General features: G+C 61.8%; 14 protein-coding genes. 6 read left to right on the top strand and 8 right to left on the bottom strand.

Going from position 1 to position 17739, the window contains the following annotated elements:
• Positions 1-382 precede the first annotated feature (382 nt).
• Positions 383-1780, top strand: a complete 1398-nt coding sequence (locus tag ACQ4W0_RS24115; RefSeq protein ID WP_436579060.1) for an HD-GYP domain-containing protein — start codon at positions 383-385, stop codon at positions 1778-1780.
• A gap of 18 nt (positions 1781-1798) precedes the next feature.
• Here the strand turns inward: ACQ4W0_RS24115 and ACQ4W0_RS24110 are convergent, their stop codons facing one another.
• Complete coding sequence (locus ACQ4W0_RS24110) at positions 1799-2011, bottom strand: hypothetical protein (RefSeq protein ID WP_436579059.1); 213 nt, start codon at positions 2009-2011, stop codon at positions 1799-1801.
• A gap of 267 nt (positions 2012-2278) precedes the next feature.
• Between ACQ4W0_RS24110 and ACQ4W0_RS24105 the strand changes: the two genes are divergently transcribed.
• Positions 2279-3616 (top strand): polysaccharide deacetylase family protein, encoded by a 1338-nt coding sequence (locus tag ACQ4W0_RS24105; RefSeq protein WP_436579058.1) that lies wholly within the window; start codon positions 2279-2281, stop codon positions 3614-3616.
• 27 nt (positions 3617-3643) lie between these two features.
• Here ACQ4W0_RS24105 and ACQ4W0_RS24100 read toward each other — a convergent pair whose 3' ends face one another.
• A complete protein-coding gene (locus ACQ4W0_RS24100; RefSeq protein WP_436579057.1) occupies positions 3644-4147 on the bottom strand; it encodes a DUF2939 domain-containing protein in 504 nt (167 codons plus the stop codon).
• A gap of 125 nt (positions 4148-4272) precedes the next feature.
• A complete protein-coding gene (locus tag ACQ4W0_RS24095; RefSeq protein ID WP_436579056.1) occupies positions 4273-4719 on the bottom strand; it encodes a DUF2939 domain-containing protein in 447 nt (148 codons plus the stop codon).
• Between the two features lie 125 nt (positions 4720-4844).
• On the opposite strand from ACQ4W0_RS24095, the gene ACQ4W0_RS24090 reads away from it, so the two are divergent.
• The gene (locus ACQ4W0_RS24090; RefSeq protein ID WP_436579055.1) at positions 4845-5681 is read left to right on the top strand and encodes a hypothetical protein; all 837 of its coding nucleotides are present in this window, start codon (positions 4845-4847) and stop codon (positions 5679-5681) included.
• 39 nt (positions 5682-5720) lie between these two features.
• A complete protein-coding gene (locus ACQ4W0_RS24085; protein ID WP_436579054.1) occupies positions 5721-7928 on the top strand; it encodes a penicillin acylase family protein in 2208 nt (735 codons plus the stop codon).
• Between the two features lie 79 nt (positions 7929-8007).
• On the opposite strand, the gene ACQ4W0_RS24080 is transcribed toward ACQ4W0_RS24085, so the two are convergent.
• Both ACQ4W0_RS24080 and ACQ4W0_RS24075 read right to left on the bottom strand, forming a co-directional pair.
• The gene (locus tag ACQ4W0_RS24080; RefSeq protein WP_436579053.1) at positions 8008-9189 is read right to left on the bottom strand and encodes a trans-sulfuration enzyme family protein; all 1182 of its coding nucleotides are present in this window, start codon (positions 9187-9189) and stop codon (positions 8008-8010) included.
• Entirely contained in the window at positions 9186-10577 is a 1392-nt protein-coding gene (locus ACQ4W0_RS24075; protein ID WP_436579052.1) for a pyridoxal-phosphate dependent enzyme, read from the bottom strand. The genes ACQ4W0_RS24080 and ACQ4W0_RS24075 overlap by 4 nt, the downstream gene beginning before the upstream one ends.
• A gap of 305 nt (positions 10578-10882) precedes the next feature.
• Here ACQ4W0_RS24075 and ACQ4W0_RS24070 point away from each other — a divergent pair, with 305 nt between their 5' ends.
• On the top strand, positions 10883-11431 hold the full coding sequence (locus tag ACQ4W0_RS24070) for a thymidine kinase (RefSeq protein ID WP_076571172.1): 549 nt from the start codon (positions 10883-10885) through the stop codon (positions 11429-11431).
• Position 11432: 1 nt separating this feature from the next.
• Here ACQ4W0_RS24070 and ACQ4W0_RS24065 read toward each other — a convergent pair whose 3' ends face one another.
• Together ACQ4W0_RS24065 and ACQ4W0_RS24060 are read right to left on the bottom strand one after the other, a co-directional pair.
• Positions 11433-11705 (bottom strand): putative signal transducing protein, encoded by a 273-nt coding sequence (locus ACQ4W0_RS24065; protein ID WP_436579051.1) that lies wholly within the window; start codon positions 11703-11705, stop codon positions 11433-11435.
• Between the two features lie 49 nt (positions 11706-11754).
• Positions 11755-13725, bottom strand: a complete 1971-nt coding sequence (locus ACQ4W0_RS24060) for a methyl-accepting chemotaxis protein (RefSeq protein WP_436579050.1) — start codon at positions 13723-13725, stop codon at positions 11755-11757.
• Positions 13726-14259: 534 nt separating this feature from the next.
• Between ACQ4W0_RS24060 and ACQ4W0_RS24055 the strand changes: the two genes are divergently transcribed.
• Positions 14260-16527, top strand: a complete 2268-nt coding sequence (locus ACQ4W0_RS24055) for a carboxy terminal-processing peptidase (RefSeq protein ID WP_436579049.1) — start codon at positions 14260-14262, stop codon at positions 16525-16527.
• A gap of 201 nt (positions 16528-16728) precedes the next feature.
• Here the strand turns inward: ACQ4W0_RS24055 and ACQ4W0_RS24050 are convergent, their stop codons facing one another.
• Entirely contained in the window at positions 16729-17667 is a 939-nt protein-coding gene (locus ACQ4W0_RS24050; RefSeq protein ID WP_436579048.1) for a LysR family transcriptional regulator, read from the bottom strand.
• Positions 17668-17739 lie beyond the last annotated feature (72 nt).

Raw genomic sequence — 17739 nt, 5'->3', positions numbered from 1 at the left:
GACTATTCATATTTATTTCGACTGAATAAGTGAATAAAATCGTATTTGTCGTCAATATCTGACGGGCGCATAGTGGGGTGCCGACAGGCCTGCGCGAACCCAAAAGATGGCTGGGCCACCGATGGTTTTCCCTGCGACAGCGTCAACATGCCGGCGCCATGGCATGCCAGCGGCCGGTGCTCAGTGCGGAAAATACGACAGTTTCTCCTTTTTTTGAACTGTCACGTGATGTTGTTGTAGTGCCACATCATGGGATGGCAAGTTGTTTGCCAGCGGCTGCGGCGCGGCGCGTGCGCGGCCATTGATGTTGCCGCGTAACATCTCCAAGCAAGACTTCGCGTAGAATATAAATTATTGTAAATCGGAAACTTATATTTCTACCATGTCAATTTTATCCACAAGCGCGCCGGCCGTTGACGGCATCCAGCTTTCCGAACTGATCGCAGCCCTGAGCCAGGCCTTGGACATCACGGAGGGGCAGCCAGAAGGCCATTGCATCCGCTGCTGCTGGATAGGCATGCACCTAGGGCGTGAGCTGGGCATGCCGGATGAAGACTTGTGGAATCTGTATTACACCCTGCTGCTCAAGGATCTGGGCTGCAGCAGCAATGCGGCGCGCATTTGCGAGTTATACCTGACCGATGATTTGTCTTTCAAGCAAGGGTTCAAGACGGTGGGCGACAGCCTGCCGCAAGTGCTGAAATTCGTCCTCAAGCACACGGGCCTGAAGGCGGGCCTGGCCGAACGGTTCCGCGCCGTGATGACGATTCTGCGCGATGGGCCGCACATCGCGCAGGAGCTGATCGCCACGCGCTGCCAGCGCGGCGCCGACATCGCACGCCTGCTGCGCTTTCCGGAGTCCGTGGCACAGGGCATCTACAGCCTCGACGAACACTACAATGGACAGGGCAAGCCGGACAAGCTGGCAGACCAGGCGATTCCCCTGTTTTCGCGCATCGCTTTGCTGGCGCAGGTAATCGATGTGTTTCATACCGCCGATGGCGTGCGCGCCGCTCAGGCCGAGGTGCGCCAGCGCGCGGGCAGCTGGTTTGACCCGCAATTGGCGCTGGCGTTCGAACGGGTGGCGCAATCGGGCGCCTTCTGGTCGATGCTGCGCTCGCAGGACATTACGGCCGCCGTGGCGGCGCTGGAGCCGGCGAACCGTTCCGTGCCGGTAGACGAGGATTATCTCGACGATATCGCCGCCGCGTTCGGCCAGGTGGTCGATTCGAAAAGCCCGTACACGAGCGGGCACAGCGCCCGGGTGGCCTTGTACACGGACATGATCGCCGAAGCCTTGGGCGTGACGGCGGAGCGGCGCCGCTGGCTCAAGCGGGGCGCCTTGCTGCATGACGTGGGGAAGCTTGGCGTCAGCAATAGCGTGCTGGACAAGGCGGGAAAACTCGACGCGGAAGAGTGGCTGGCCGTGCAGCAGCATGCGCGCTACACGGAAACAATACTGTCGCGTATCAATGCCTTTGCCGAACTGGCTGTTGTTGCCGCCGCGCACCACGAACGGCTCGATGGCAACGGTTATCCGCGGGGCTTGACGGCCGACGATATCAGCCTGGAAACGCGCATCATCACCACGGCCGATATTTTCGACGCCATCACGGCCGACCGGCCTTACCGGGGGGCGATCCCCATCCCGAAAGCGCTCGAGATCATGGCCGAAACCGTGGGCACGGCCATCGACGCCCAGTGTTTTGCCGCTTTGAAAGCGGCGCTGGCGCGCTTGCCCGAACTCACGCAGCAGGGCTCCGAGCGCCTGGCGGCCTGAGCGCGGACTTCAGCGCCCTCAAATGGGAAACGCGCCCGCGCCCGATATATTCAGGCAGGCGACCTTGTCGCTGGCAAAATACTTGATTTGCCCCAGGCCGATCGCATAGCAGCCGTCGCTGAGCGGGGAAATGGGACCGGTGAGTTTTTCACCGCTGATCAAGGTCACCACCCAGGGCGTGGTGGCCGGTTTGCCCGCATGGGCCAGTGCGTGTTGTACCAAGTCTGACATGCTGCCTCCGATGGAAATCAAAACCCGATGATAGCAGTGCAGAACCGGTGCGCGCCTGTGCCGTGACGGCCTGGCGTGCGGCTTGCGCCAGGGCTGCCGCGGAAGGCAGGAATTATTGGTATTATTTATTTGCATATTGGCAATCAAATGATATAGTTGATAAGCAGCTCGGGCTGAAAAGCTTGCGAGAGGCGATGTTCATTGATCATTTCTGCCGTGCGGCGTTAGTTCGTCCGGCGCCGCGCGCAGTACTTTTGAAAGCCGCACATGTCCAGCCAGTACAACGACGCCCCGTCCCGCTTTTCCATGCCGCCACCGCCGGTCACCAATACGCCGCTGGAATTCATGCCCACGCACGACCTGTCCTTCTGGGACAGCGATGTCACGCCAGGCTGCACAGTGTCGCTCGATGCCGCCATGTCGTTCAAGGATGGTTATCCGTCCTTGCGCGTGGATTTGCCCGCAGGGTTGCCTGCAGGCACCGTCGTGCGAGTGGGCACGTCGGGCGCTGCAGGCAAAGGCCAGCCGCGCATACCCTTCGGCTGGGACTTGCGGGGCTTTTCCTTTGCTTTGCGCTCGACCAATGCCGCCATCATGCAGATTGGCGGCATGATTTACTTGGGCGATAGCGGATGGACCAATTACTGGTATGGCGCCCTGAATGCCTTGCATTACGGCGGCTCGGCCGGCGCGGATACGGTGATGTTCATCGACAATGAGTGGTGGGTGCCCAAGCTGGCCGTGCCGCTCGATAGCGAAGGCGTGCCGACGGCAGCGATCCTGTCGCGCGGCAAATTTACGGTGCAGTTGTCGGCGGCCACCACGCAGCCGGAAACGATCTGGCTGGGCATGTTTGCGGCATTGCCGAAGCGCAAATTGCCCACCGTGATCCTGTCGTTTGACGATGGCTTTGCCTCCTGGGATACGTATCTGATGGAGCGGCTGAAGTACTACGGGCTGCCCGCCTCGTTTGCCATCGTCACATCCTTGCTGGGACAGCCCGATTACATGTCTGCCGAACGCATGAAGGTGCGTTTCGACGACCCGTCGCGCCTGTTCGACTTCATCCTGCACCAGAGCGTGCACGACAACGTCGTGGTGCAGGGTTCCGCCAATTATGTGACCGCGTTGCAGGTGGGACGCGACCAGATGCGCACGGCCGGCATCAGCGGTGACGGGCCATCGCACCATGCCTGGGTCGAATCGCTGTGGACGAATACGGCCATCGACGCCATGCGCGCCGCCGGCTTCCTGTCGGCCCGTGCTGCCGGCTATACGCCGGAGAGCGGCTTTGACCAGGTGTTTTTTACCGGCAAGGACAAGGCCGCTTTCATCCTGAATACGGCTTCCGTGGGCCTGACGAACGATGTCACCTTTGCGCAAGTGCAAGCGGCCATCGAGGCGGCGGCGGGCGACGACAGCTTTGTGTTTGTCAACGGACACGATATCGTCAGGACGCCCGATTCGACGTACCAGACTTCGTATGCCGTCATCGATGAATTGCTGGCGTGGCTGGCGGGGCAGGTGGCTGCTGGCGCGTTGCAAGTGGTATCGCATAGCCGCTGGTTTGCCGATACGACAGGCAGGGTAACGGACCGGCGCTAGGCGTTCGAGGACGGTTGCGCCGGCGCCTCAGGCGTCGGCCAGCAGATTCTTTGGCAGCGCCACCGACACCAGCTTCCAGTGCCACAGGCCGTCGCGCGTCAGGGTCAGCTCGCCGATGTGGCTTTTGCTGTGGGCGCGCTGCACCACGACGCTGTCCCAGGAAGTGTAGCGCAGCTTGTAGTCGGGTTTGGCGTTGCGCTGGCGGCCGCTGATGTCGCTGACCTTGGAGATCGGCTTTTCATAGCGGTCATTGAGCTTCATCAAGGCGATGATACCTTCGGGCATCAGCATGGTATCGAGCAAGGGGGCGATGACGTCAGGGCTGATGTCGTCGGCGACTTCCGGCGCCGAGAACAGGGCATGCAGTTGCTGCCCCAGGCTGCCGCGCAGCTGGGGCAGGTCGATCTGCGCAGCCAGGGCCTGGCTATCCTGGTCCATGGTCGCCGCGCGAATCTTGTTCATGGTGAAATACGGGCTGCCATAGAGGGCGCCGGCCAGCGCGACCAGTGCCACTACAGCGAGAAGCATCATTCTTTTCATCGTGCAATCTCTCGGATGCCTGGCGATCCGGTGCGCCTGAAGTGTTGGCATTCTACATAATATTTCCCAAAATCAATATGGCGGTTTAAGTAAGTGTTGTTTTGGATCAAGTTTCGTCAGAGTAATTCTGGCGGCAAGCGAATATCCGTCAATTTCCAGTCCCAGATGCCATGCCGGCGCAGCAAAAACTGGCTGGCGGCGGGGCCTGCGCCGCTGCGCTGCAGCACCACTTCGTTCCACGAGCGATAAGCCATGCCGAAGTCGTGGCGCTTGCCATCGGCGCCCTGCTTGCCGTGCAGGATCAGCACCGTGATGCCGGGCGGCGAGACGATGGTGTCGAGCATTTCCTTGAAGTCGTCTTCATTGGCCGTTTCGCCGCCCGCCCGCAGCTGGCGCGCCACGCTGGCGCGCACGGCGGGCAAGTCGGCCTGCTGCGCCAGGTTTTCCAGGCGCACGGATTTCGCCGCGATGCTGATGCGGTACATGGCGATATAGGGGCTGACCCAGGTAAAGCCGATGGCGGCGACGCTAAAAATGATCGCGGTGGCGTACTTTCTTTTCATGGTCTCGGTAGTGTGGTGATCTATTGGGATGATCGGTGCCGCCGTGATTTTACCCGGCCATGGCGGGCAGATGGTGTAGCATTCGTGCCGGCGCGGACCATCGCGCCGCAATATTGAGGACAACCATGAATATCACTATCAATCAGGTGCTGCAGTCGTATATCGACCCGCTCACCGCCAGCGAATACGCTGCGCTCGAGCGCAGCCTGCTGGCCGAAGGCTGCCGCGACGCGCTGGTGCTGTGGAACGACGTGCTGATCGACGGGCATAACCGCTACGCCATCTGCCGCCAGCACGGCATCGAATTCAAGACCATCCAGAACACCAGTTTTACGTCGCTCGACGACGTCATGTTGTGGATGATCGACAATCACCTGGCGCGCCGCAGCGTATCGGACTTCCAGCGCGGCGTGCTGGCCCTGCGCAAGAAGGAAATCGTCGCCGCGCGCAGCCCGGCCCCGGTCAGTGCCCAGGATGCGCCGGACGGCGAAAACGCGCCAAAACCGGCCATGAGCACGCGCGAAGAGGTGGCCAAGGCGGCGCGATTGAGCAGCAACCAGATCAGCCAGATCGAAAAGATCCAGAAGGCGGCCTCGCCGGAATTGGTAGAAGCGGTCCGCTCGGGCACGATTTCCATCAATGCGGCAGCCACCGTGGCGTCCCTGCCGCCGGAAGAGCAGGTGGCGGCTGTCGCCGGCGGCAAGAAACTGCTGCGCCAGGCGGCCAAGGAAATCCGCGAACAGCGCGCCGCCACGCGCACGCCGCGCGAGCCGAAGGTGCATGTATCTCAGGACACGCCGGAGACGGGCAATGAGCCGTGGGCCGAGAACGCGGCCAGTGCGCCGTCCGAAGCGGAGCGCTTGCGCGGCGAGATCGCCAGCCTGAAACAGCGGGTGGCGCAACTGCAGGCGGAAAATGTGGAACTCAACCAGCGCATAGCGGCCTTGATCGACGCGCAGTAGGTTTTGTCAGGCGCCGTGAATGCATTTTTGGAGTTGACCATGCTACGTTGCAGTGCCTTGTTCGCCGCCATCGCCTGCGGTGCCGTCGCCGCTCTTCCTGTGCTGGCTGCGCCCGCCGTGTCTGTCACGGACATGGCGCGCTGGCAGGCGCAGGCCGCCCATGTCAGCATCGCGCGCGATACCTGGGGCATTCCCCACGTGACGGGCAAGAGCGATGCCGATGCCGTCTTTGGCTTGATGTATGCGCAGGCCGAGGATGATTTCCCCCGCGTGGAATTGAACTACATCAATGCCATGGAGCGCCTGGCGGAAGCGGAGGGCGAACGGGAACTGTACCGCGACCTGCGCATGAAGCTCTTCATCGATCCGCAGGAGCTGCAAGCGCAGTACCGCGCCAGCCCGCCGTGGTTGCGCAAGTTGATGGATGCCTTTGCCGATGGCCTCAATTTTTACCTGGCCACGCACCCGCAGGTCAAACCGCGGCTGATCACGCATTTCGAGCCGTGGATGGCCCTGAGTTTCAGCGAGGGCAGCATCGGCGGCGATATCGAGTCCGTCGACCTGGCGCAGCTCGAAGCGTTCTACGGCCAGCAAGCCAGGCCTGCCACCGTGGCGCTGGCCAGCCTGGAGACGGGTTTGGACCCCGAACCGAGCGGCTCGAACGGCTTTGCCATCGCGCCTGCCATCACGAAAAATGGCCACGCGCTGCTGATGATCAATCCGCACACGTCCTTTTACTTCCGTCCCGAAGTGCAGATGACCAGCGGCGAAGGCTTGAACGCGTATGGCGCCGTCACCTGGGGCCAGTTTTTCGTCTATCAGGGTTTCAACGAGCGCCTGGGCTGGATGCATACCTCGGGCGGCGGCGACGTCATCGACGAATACCTGGAAAGCATCGTCGACCGTGACGGCGCCTGGTTCTATCGCTATGATGGCGTGCTTCGGCCCTTGAAAGCCGTGCCGATTACTTTGCAGTACAAGCGGGCCGACGGCGCCATGGGAGCGAAAACCATCACCGTCTACTACAGCCACCACGGCCCCATTGTGCGCGCGCAGGATGGAAAATGGGTGGCCGTGCGCCTGATGCACTCGCCCTTGAAGGCGCTCATGCAGTCGTATATGCGCACCAAGGCGCGCGACTACGCGGCGTTTTATCAGACGATGGAACTGCGCACGAATTCGTCGAACAACACGGTATATGCGGATGCGGATGGCAATATCGCTTATTTTCACGGCAATTTCATCCCCGTGCGCGACCCGCGCTTCAACTGGAAACAGCCTGTCGATGGCAGCGACCCGGCCACGGAATGGAAAGGGCTGCATACGGTGGCGCAAACCATCACCCTGTTCAATCCGAAAAATGGCTGGATACAGAATACGAATAACTGGCCGTATTCGGCGGCCGGTGCCAACAGCCCGCGCCGGCAGGATTATCCCGCCTACATGTCCGTGTACGGCGAAAACGCGCGCGGCCTGCATGCCGTCAAGGTTTTCCAGAACAAGACAGGGTTGACGCTCGATAGCCTGATCGCCACGTCGTATGACAGCGAGTTGACGGCGTTCGAGTCCCTGCTGCCGCCGCTGTTCGCGGCATACGATGCGCTGCCGGTGGGCGACGTGCAACAGCTGGCGCTGGCTGACAAGATTGCGCTGCTGCGGGCCTGGGACTGGCGCTATTCGCTGACGTCGACTGCCACCTCGCTGGCCGTGTTCTGGGGCCAGAAACTGGCGGAACTGGCCGGTAAACAGGCGCGCGAGCAGGGCGTGCCCGTGGTCGATTTCATGGCGACAGACAAGGTCACGGCGGAACAACGGCTGGCGGCCCTGGCCAGCGCTGCGGCCAAGCTGCAGCGCGATTTCGGCAATTGGCGAACGCCATGGGGCGAGATCAACCGCTACCAGCGCCTGACAGGCGACGTGGTGCAGCCGTTTGACGATGCGCAGCCCAGCTTGCCCGTGCCTTACGCGTCTGGCAACTGGGGCGCGCTGGCCGCGTATGGGCATAGCAGCAAGAGCACCACGAAACGCATCTATGGCGAGCGTGGCAACAGTTTTGTGGCGGCCGTGGAATTCGGCCACCGCATCAGGGCGAAAAGCATCCTCGCGGGCGGCCAGAGCGGCGATCCCAAGTCGCCCCATTTCCAGGACCAGGCGGCGATGTATGCGCGGGGCGAGTTCAAGGACGTGCTGTTTTATCCCGAGGACGTGGCCAGGCACCTGGAGCGCAGGTACCGGCCGGGGGAGTGAGGCAGCCCCACAGCAGGAGCCGGGGTCGTACCCTCAGGGTACGACCCCAGTAGTTCTGCTCTTGGGGTGATTTGAAAGATCAGATCGCGTCGAGTGCCGTGCGCAAGTCATGGCGCAGGTCTTCGATGTCTTCGATGCCCACCGACAGCCGGATCAAGCCATCGCCGATGCCCAGTTTTTCCCGCTGTTCGGCGGGAATGCTGGCATGCGTCATCAGGGCCGGGTGCTCGATCAGGCTTTCCACGCCGCCCAGGCTTTCGGCCAGGGCAAACACCTCGCAGCGCTCGAGGAAACGCCGCGCGCCCGCCAGGTCCGTATCGAGGTCGATGGAGATGATGCCGCCAAAACCATCCATCTGGCGCTGCGCCAGCGCGTGCTGCGGGTGCGAGGCCAGGCCCGGATAAAACACCTTTTTTACTTCCTTCTGCTGCTCCAGCCACTGGGCCAGCGCCAGGGCGCTTTCGCAATGACGCTGCATGCGGATGGCCAGCGTCTTGACGCCGCGCAAGGCGAGGAAGCTGTCGAACGGCCCGGCAATCGCCCCCACCGAATTTTGCAAAAAACCCAGCTGCTCGCGCCATTCCGCCTGGCGCTCTTCTGCGCCCACGATGGCGATGCCGCCGATGATGTCCGAGTGGCCGTTCAAATACTTGGTGGTCGAGTGCACGACGATGTCGAAACCGTGTTCCAGGGGGCGCTGCACCAGCGGGCTGGCGAAGGTATTGTCCGCCACGGAGATGATGCCCCTTTCGCGGCAGATATCGGCAATCGCGCGCAAGTCCGCCAGTTTCAGCATGGGATTGGTGGGCGTCTCGACCCACACCATCTTCGTTTCCGGGCGCAGCGCGGCCAGCAGGTTTTCCGGATTCGTCAGGTCGACGTAGGTGAACTCATGGCCGGCCGAGCGGCGGCGCACGCGCTCGAACAGCCGGTAGGTGCCGCCGTACATGTCGTCGCCGGCGATGATATGGCTGCCCGCATCCAGCAATTCCAGCACGGACGCAATGGCGGCCAGGCCCGAGGCAAACGCGAATGCCGCGCTGCCGCCTTCCAGGTCGGCCACGCAGCGCTCCAGCGCCCAGCGCGTGGGGTTGTGCGAGCGGCCATAATCGAGGCCCTTGTGCACGCCGGGACTGTCCTGCACGAAGGTGGAGGTGGCGTAAATGGGCGGCATGATGGCGCCCGTCGACGGGTCGGGCGACTGGCCGGCGTGGATGACGCGGGTGGCGAGGTGGCTCTTGCGGGGAATTTGCTGGCTCAAGATAGTGTCCTGCGTAAGTGGTTGAGAAGGTCGAAGCGGGTGATCAGGCCATAAAAGGCGGTATCGTCGGCGACAACGGCCGTCAAGCCCCGGTCCAGGGTGGCGCGCAGGGCGGGCAAGCCGCTTGATGGCGCCAGCGTTTCGATCTGCGTCGTCATGGTGGCGCCCACCAGCGATGCGAAATGGGCGGCGTCGCTGGAGACGTGCAGCAGCAAGTCCGATTCGTCGAGGATGCCCACCAGCTGGCCGCCATCGATGACGGGCAGCTGCGCCAGGTCGCTGGCGCGCATGCGGTTGAAGGCGGTCAGCAGGGTGTCGCCCGGCGCCACGCTGACGACATCGCCCTCGTCGTAGCGGCGCCCGATCAGGTCGCGCAAGTCGCCCGAGAGCGCCCGCTGTAATAAACCCTGGTCGCGCATCCAGCCGTCGTTGTAGACTTTGGATAAATAGCGCGTCCCCGTGTCGCAGACGAAGGTGACGACGCGCTTCGGCGCCGTCTGTTCGCGGCAGTACTTGAGGGCGGCGGCCAGCAGGGTGCCGGTGGACGAACCACCGAGGATGCCTTCGGCGCGCAGCAGGGCGCGCGCAGAATCAAAACTTTCCTGGTCCGTGATGGTGTAGGCTTTAGTGACGCTGTCCATGTCGGCGATAGCCGGAATGAAATCTTCGCCTATGCCTTCCACGGCCCACGAGCCGCTCGTGTCGGACACCTTGCCCGTGTCGATGTATTCGGTAAGGATGGAGCCTTGCGGGTCGGCCAGCACGAATTCCAGCTTCGGCTGCACCTTGCGGAAGTAGCGCGTCAGGCCCGTCAGGGTGCCGGACGAACCGACGCCGACGACGATGGCGTCCACGTCATGCCCGCTTTGCTCCCAGATTTCGGGGGCCGTCGTCGTTTCGTGGGCCAGCGGATTGGCGGGATTGTTGAACTGGTCGGCAAAGAAGGCGCCCGGCAGCTCGCGCGCCAGGCGCGCCGCGTAATCCTGGTAATACTCGGGGTGGCCCTTGCCCACATCCGAGCGCGTGGTGTGCACTTCCGCGCCCAAGGCCTTGAGGTGCAGCACTTTTTCCGTCGACATCTTGTCGGGCACGACCAAAATCACGCGGTAGTCCTTGATGCGGCCCACCAGGGCCAGGCCGATGCCGGTATTGCCGGCCGTCGCCTCGATGATGGTGCCGCCCGGCTGCAGGCGGCCGTCGGCTTCGGCCGCTTCGATGATGGACAGGCCGATGCGGTCCTTGATGGAACCGCCGGGGTTTTGCGATTCCAGTTTCAGGAACAGTTGGCACAGGCCCGTATCGAGCCTGGTCACTTCGACCAGTGGGGTATTGCCGATCAGCGTGTATAGCGCTGGCGGCTGGGATGGGGATGGCATTCGATCATTCATGGTGGCTCCTGTCAGAGAAACAGCCGCTCCGGATTGTGTCCCGAGCCGCCTTCCGTGCCGCGCAGTGTAGGCGGCGGGACGCGTGCGGCGAACGAATGTTTGCATGCTTGCATATGCGCCCTGCGCATATCGGCTGCAGCGCGGCAACAGCGTGCGCGCTTCGAGTATGCACCGTTTTTCACCCGCTTGCCGCGCCAAAGGCGGGAGTATTAAGCTGCCGCAAGCTCACCATTGCGATTTATAATCACGCCTCGAAAAGGTACTAAACAGTATCCTGAAAAACCAGACGAACAGGGCAGGCGGCAGTGGCAAAACTTTATTTCCGGTATTCCGCGATGAACGCGGGCAAGTCGACGGCCTTGTTGCAGGTCGCGCACAACTATGAAGAGCAGGGCCAGCAGGTGCGCCTGTACACGGCGGCCATCGACAGCCGCTATGGCGTGGGCCGAGTCACCTCGCGCCTGGGCCCGCAGCGCCAGGTCGATATCTTCCATGCCGATACGAATTTCCTCAACGATATTCCCCAGGTGGCTTGCCTGTTGGTGGATGAAGCGCAATTTCTCAGCACGGCACAGGTGCAGCAGCTGCACCAGCTGGCGCAAGTGAAGGGCGTGCCCGTCATCTGTTACGGCTTGCGCACGGATTTCAAGGGCGAACCGTTCCCCGGCTCGGCCTATTTGCTGGCGCTGGCTGACGATATCGAGGAATTGAAAAATATCTGTACTTGCGGCAAGAAGGCCACGATGAACATCCGCGTGGACGAGCAGGGCCGCCGCATCAAGGAAGGCGAGCAGATCAGTATTGGCGGCAACGAGAGTTACCGCCAGGCGTGCGGGCGCTGTTTCTACGCCTGATTTACTCTGCGACGGGCACTCCCACGTCGGCGTCGTCCGACAGCGCCAGGTCGCCTCGTTCGAAGGCGGCCAGTATCTCATTGGCGCGCGCCACATCGTGCTCGCGCACCATGACGCGGGCGCCGCCGATGGCGGCCGCCAGCAGCATGTCGGCCTGCATGTGCTGGTCGTCCGTCAGCAGCACGTCGATGCCGGCCGCTGCCAGGCAGCCGCGGATGACGTGCGCATCCGTGGGTATCATCAGCCGGGCAATTAAAACATAGTCGTCGTGCATAGGGTCTCCTGGCGGTGTGGTCTGCGCCATCTTAGCACCCCTCCGCCGCTTATAGCTTGAACACCCCCACCACCTGGTTCAGCTCCTGCGCCTGCTCCTGCAAGGCGTCGGCGGCCGCAGCCGCTTCTTCCACCAGGGCCGCGTTCTGCTGGGTCACCTGGTCCATCTGGGCGATGGCCTGGTTGACTTGCTCGATGCCGCTGCGCTGCTCGTCGCTCGCCTGCGCGATCTCGGCCATGATGGTGCTCAGTTGCTGCACGCTCGATACCACGGTGTCCATGGTGGCGCTGGCCTGGCTCACTTGCGCATGGCCCAGGTCCACCGTGCTGGCGGACGCCTGGATCAAATCCTTGATGTCTTTCGCGGCGGCCGTCGAGCGCTGCGCCAGGGTGCGCACCTCGGTGGCGACGACGGCAAAGCCGCGCCCCTGTTCGCCGGCCCTGGCCGCTTCCACGGCCGCGTTCAAGGCCAGGATATTCGTCTGGAAGGCGATGCCGTCGATGACGCCGATGATGTCGGCGATCTTGCCCGACGAGCTGCGGATGGCGTCCATGGTACTGGCCACCTGCGCCACGGCCGCGCCACCTTCGGCGGCCAGGCCGGACGATGCGTGCGCCAGCCGGCTTGCCTGCTCCGCGTGATCGACGTTCTGCCGTACGGTCGAGCTCAGTTCTTCCATCGAGGCGGCCGTTTCTTCCAGTGAACTGGCTTGCTGTTCCGTGCGGCTCGACAAATCCAGGTTGCCGCTGGCAATTTCACCGGACGCCGTGGCGATTTGCCCGGCGCTGCCGCGCACGTTGCTGACTACTTGCGACAGATTGTCGCTGATGCGGTTCATGGCGCGCAGCAGGCGGCCGATTTCGTCGTGGCTGCTGGTATCGAGGTGCACCGTCAGGTCGCCTGCGGCGATTTGCGCGGCGGCCGTTTCGGCGGCGGCTAGCGGGCGCGACACGAGCGCGCGCACCAGCCAGTACAGCAGCAGGGCGAAGACGAGCAGGGCGATGAAGCCGGAAATGGCCAGCTGGTTGCGCAGCTGGCGCGCCTCCAAGGTGATCTCGTCCGTGAACGTGCCGCCCGCGATGATCCATTGCCAATCCTTGAATTGACGGTAATACAGCTGCTTTTCGCGCGCGCTGGCGCCCGTTTCGCCCGGTGCCGTCCACGTGTAGCGCATGGCGCCGTTTTTCTGCGCCAGCATCTCCTGAATGAACAGGCGGCCGTCGCTGGCCTTGAAGTCGAGCGCGCTCTTGCCTTCGCTGTTCGGGTGCAGCACCAGGTGGCCGTAATTGGCGCCAGGGGCCGTGTCGACGATATAGATATAGCCCGTCTGGCCGATCTTGACCTGGCGAATCTTCTCTTTCAGCATGGCCAGATTCTTGCTGATGTCGAGGCCGATGAACAGCACGCCCACCACCTTGCCGCCCGCATCGCGCACGGGGTCGTACTGGGTGATGTATTGCTTGCCAAACAAAGTGGCCATGCCGACGAAGCGCTGGCCCGCGCGTAGCGGCGCGTAGCTGGGGTGGTTGTGGTCGAGCTGTGTGCCGATGGCCCGTTCGCCATCCTGCTTTTTCAGCGAGGTGCTGATGCGCACGAATTCATCGCCGTTGGCGGCAAAAATGGTGGCGATCACGCCCGTTTGGGCCGTATAGCGGTCGACCATGGCCGTGTCGAGGTTGAGCACCTTGCCGCCATTGGCCAGAGCCGGCGTGGCCTTGCCTGCCACGGCTACCATGGCGCCCGTATCGACCGTGAACGGGCCGGGAAATTCAGCCGCGAACAGGCGGGCAAAGCTGGCCGCCTCGTTGACCATGGCCGAATGGAATACTTCCGTCGTCGTCATGACGCTATTGAGTTCGCTGGTGACGGCCGCTTCGGCGCGCTGTTCCAGGGCATTTGAGGTGCGGATGCTGATCAAGGTCGTCAGGCTGGCGAGGATCAGGCTGACCAGGGCAAACGTGAAGACGGTAATCTTGCCGCCGACGCTACAGTGGCGGGGGGAGAACGAAATTGTAGGCATAGTTTGAGTCTGGCAAATGAGTCTGGCAAAGGGTAATCAGCTCGGCCATTCCTGGTCATGACATGACACGCGGGGAGGGGATCTGGTGGGGAATGCGCTTGAAACGGGAGGTATGCCGGCTTGGGAACCGCGCACAGGCAAGCAAAATTTCAGGGCGCGATGATAACATGTCGCTTGCGTTTCGTTACTAAGTGTTTCCAGCAGGAATCATTTTTTCGCACAAAAACATCATCTGCATCAAGGATTGTAAAAACGGCCAATTGACTTTTTGGATTTCAATGACACATCTGGATATTCATCAATGACAGGCGATGCGATTTTTGTCACGAATGTTTCAGTTTGTAATGAATGAGACGCCGCCTTTAATCCGCGTTTAAGCTTCCAGGAAGAAACTGATATTCCATGGGAGACTGCCAGGCCGTATCCTGTAGAATAATATGCAGACCAGTCGTGTATTCCCCTTACTGTCTTGCTGGCTGGCGCATGCATAGCTGCGCCGCCTGGAATTGATTCAACTAATTTTCGGAGAAGCCGATGAAGAAGCAAATGATGCTGGTCACCCTGGTGCTTGCCCTGTCAGCCCACGCTGGCGCAGCCCAGACGGACAAGAGCGCCGCTCCTCCGCTACCCATGAAGCCGCTGGCCCAGCAAACGCAGGCCGCCTTGTGGGCATCGCGCGTATTGACGCGCGTCCATTACAAGGCCATGCCGCTCGACGACGCCATGTCGGAGAAAATCTTCGACCGTTACTTCAAGTCCCTGGACGCGGAAAAACTGTTTTTCGTGCAGGCCGACATCGACCGTTTCGCTCCGCTGCGCACCAAGTTGGACGACGCCATCATCAATGAAGACCTGACGGCGCCGTTTGCCATCTACAACCTGTACCAGCAGCGTTTTGACGAGCGCATGGCGTATGCGCGTGAATTGCTGAAAACCAAGTTCGACTTTGCCGCCGACGAGAGCTATCAGCTCGACCGTGAAAAGGCTGCCTGGCCGAAAAACGATGAGGAAGTGCGCGACCTGTGGCGCAAGCGCGTCAAGAATGACTGGCTGCGCCTGAAACTGGCGGGCAAGGAAGACAAAGCCATCCGCGAGACCCTGGACAAGCGCTATGAAGGCTACATGTCGCGTGCGCGCAAGCTTAACAGCGAAGACGTGTTCCAGATCTTCATGAACTCCTACGCCATGTCGATCGAACCGCACACCAATTACCTGGGCCCGCGCGCCTCGGATAACTTCGACATCGCCATGCGGCTGTCGCTCGAAGGCATCGGTGCCGTGCTGCAGACGCGCGATGAATACACGGTGGTGCGCGAAGTCGTGCCGGGTAGCCCGGCCGGCTTGTCGGGCAAGCTGAAAGTAGGCGACCGCATCGTCGGCGTGGGGCAGGGCGAAAGCGGCCCCATCACCGAAGTGCTGGGCATGCGCATCGACGATGTGGTGCAGTTGATCCGCGGCGCCAAGGATTCCGTGGTGCGCCTCGACATCCTGCCGGCCGACGCAGGCCCGGACGCCAAGCACGTGGTCTTGCCGCTGGTGCGCAAGAAAATCAGCATGGAAGAGCAGGCGGCGAAGAAATCGGTCATCGAAGTGCGTGACAACGGCGTCAAGCGGCGCATCGGCGTGATTTCCCTGCCGACGTTCTACCAGGATTTCGAAGCGCGCCGCCGTGGCGACAAAGACTTTAAAAGCGCCACGCGCGACGTCAGCCGTTTGCTGGCCGAGTTGAAGAAGGATAAGGTCGACAATGTGCTGATCGACTTGCGCAACAACGGCGGCGGTTCGCTGAACGAAGCCGTCGAACTGACGGGCCTGTTCATCGACAAGGGCCCTGTCGTGATGCAGCGCAATGCCGAAGGCAAGGTCGACGTGGAAAGCGATACGAATGCCGGCCTGGCCTGGGATGGCCCGATGGGCGTGCTGATCAATCGTGGCTCCGCGTCCGCTTCCGAAATTTTCGCCGCCGCCGTGCAGGACTACGGCCGTGGCGTCATCATCGGCGAAGGTAGTTTCGGCAAGGGCACGGTGCAGACCCTGTTCAACCTCGACCGTTTCGGCGGCAGCGAGAAAGCCCGTTTCGGCGAGCTGAAAATGACCATCGCGCAATTCTTCCGCATCAATGGCGGCACCACGCAGTTGCGCGGCGTGACCCCCGACATCAAGCTGCCAGCCATGTCGGACACGGAAAATTTCGGCGAGTCGAGCTATGACAATGCCCTGCCATGGGTGGCCATCAAGCCGGCGCAATACATGCCGACGGGCGACCTGAAGGACATCGTGCCGCTTCTGGACAAGAAACATGAAGCGCGCGTGGCCAAGGACAAGGATTTCCAGTACTTGCTCGATGACATAGCCCTCGTCGTCAAGCAGCGCAAGGAAAACCAGATTTCGCTCAATGAAACCGTGCGCCGCAAGGAGCGCGATGCCCAGGAAGCGCGCGCCAAGGCCCGTGAAAAACGCCTGATCGCGCAGATTTCGAATCCTGCCGACGACTTGGTGGTGATTCCGGACCCGAAAGACGTGCTGAAGGGCGCGAAAGCGGCCAACAAGACAGCCAAGCAGATTGCCGCCGTGAAGGGCGCCTTGCGCACGGACGACGGCTTGCAGGGCGACGAGCGGGCCCTGAGTGCCGAACTGGACGCCGAAACGGCCGCCAAGAGCGCCAAGGACGTGCTGCTGAACGAAGCGGCGCGCATCCTGGCCGACGAAGTGGCGCTGATCAAGGCCGATACCCGCATGGCGTCCAAGGTCTTGCCATATGGCGCGGATACCAAGGCGACGCCGGTGACGGCGGCGAAGTAAAAGTTGTTGTGACTTAAAAAAACCGGTTCCTGGCGGAACCGGTTTTTTTTCGTCCCGATCAGTTATCTGTTTGGCGTATTTCTATCATTCCAACAATCAATTGGATCAATATGCCGCGACGCAGCATAATGTACTTGTCTCCTCTATTCTCCTCCAAGAAAATAGATTCAGCCCGCTCCTTGTAGCGGGCTTTTTTTTGCCTCAGATTTTGTGCACGGGCAGTTGCACGTCGGGCTGGGCAGCCAGCAGGGCTGTGATCCAGCCGGCAAACGCCTGCAGCTTGGGCGTGGCCAGTCGGCCTTGCGGCGTCAGCAGCGAGATGGGCATGGGCGTCGGCGGGTGATCGGCCAGCACGGCGACCAGCGCGCCACTGTCGAGGTACTGGCGCACCTGGTACATGGCCGCCTGCGCCAGGCCCAGCCCTTGCAGCGCGCAGGCGACGCTGGCGTCGGCATCGTTGACGGCGATGGGGCCGGCCATCTGCACGCGCACGACTTCTCGCGTCACTTCATTATTTTGCAGGAAATCCCAGTCGAAGGCGCGTCCCGTGCGGCCCGAGTAATGCATGATGCCACTGTGCGTGGCCAGGTCGGCCAGGGTGTGCGGCGTGCCGTGCCGCGCCAGGTAGGCGGGCGAGGCGCACGTGGCGAAGCGCATCAGGCCGACCTGCTTGCCGATGAAGGCGGAATCTTGCAAGGTGCCCACGCGCAAGGCGCAATCGATGCCTTCCTGCGTCAGGTCGACCAGGCGGTCCGTCAGGCTCAGCTGTAGTTGCACGTCCGGCCAGGCGGCGTGGAATTGCGCGATATGGGGCATGATGAGACGCCGGCCTACCGTATTGGGCAGGTTGATGCGCAGCAAGCCGCGCGGTTTTTTCGCGTCGGGGCCACGGAAGGCCAGTTCCGCCATGTCGACGGCCTTCAGGATGTCGATGCAGTGGCGAAAGTACTCGGCGCCCTCCGGCGTCAGGGACAAACGGCGCGTGGTTCGCTGCAGCAATTGCGTGCCCAGGTAGGCTTCCAGCTTTTGCAGGGTGGCCGTCAGCGCGGCGCGCGGCAAGTTCAATGTTTCGGCCGCTTTGGAAAAACTGTTGGCCTCGACGATGCGCACGAAGGTCTGCATGGCCTTGATCTTGTCCATCGTGATTGTTCATCTTATGTGAAAAGTGTAGGGGGATTATGCCCTAATTATCTTTGCCCCGGTTTTGTCTAG

The organism is Janthinobacterium breve (assembly GCF_051380895.1).
GTDB lineage: Bacteria > Pseudomonadota > Gammaproteobacteria > Burkholderiales > Burkholderiaceae_D > Janthinobacterium.
This window is presented reverse-complemented; position numbering and strand designations above follow the sequence as displayed.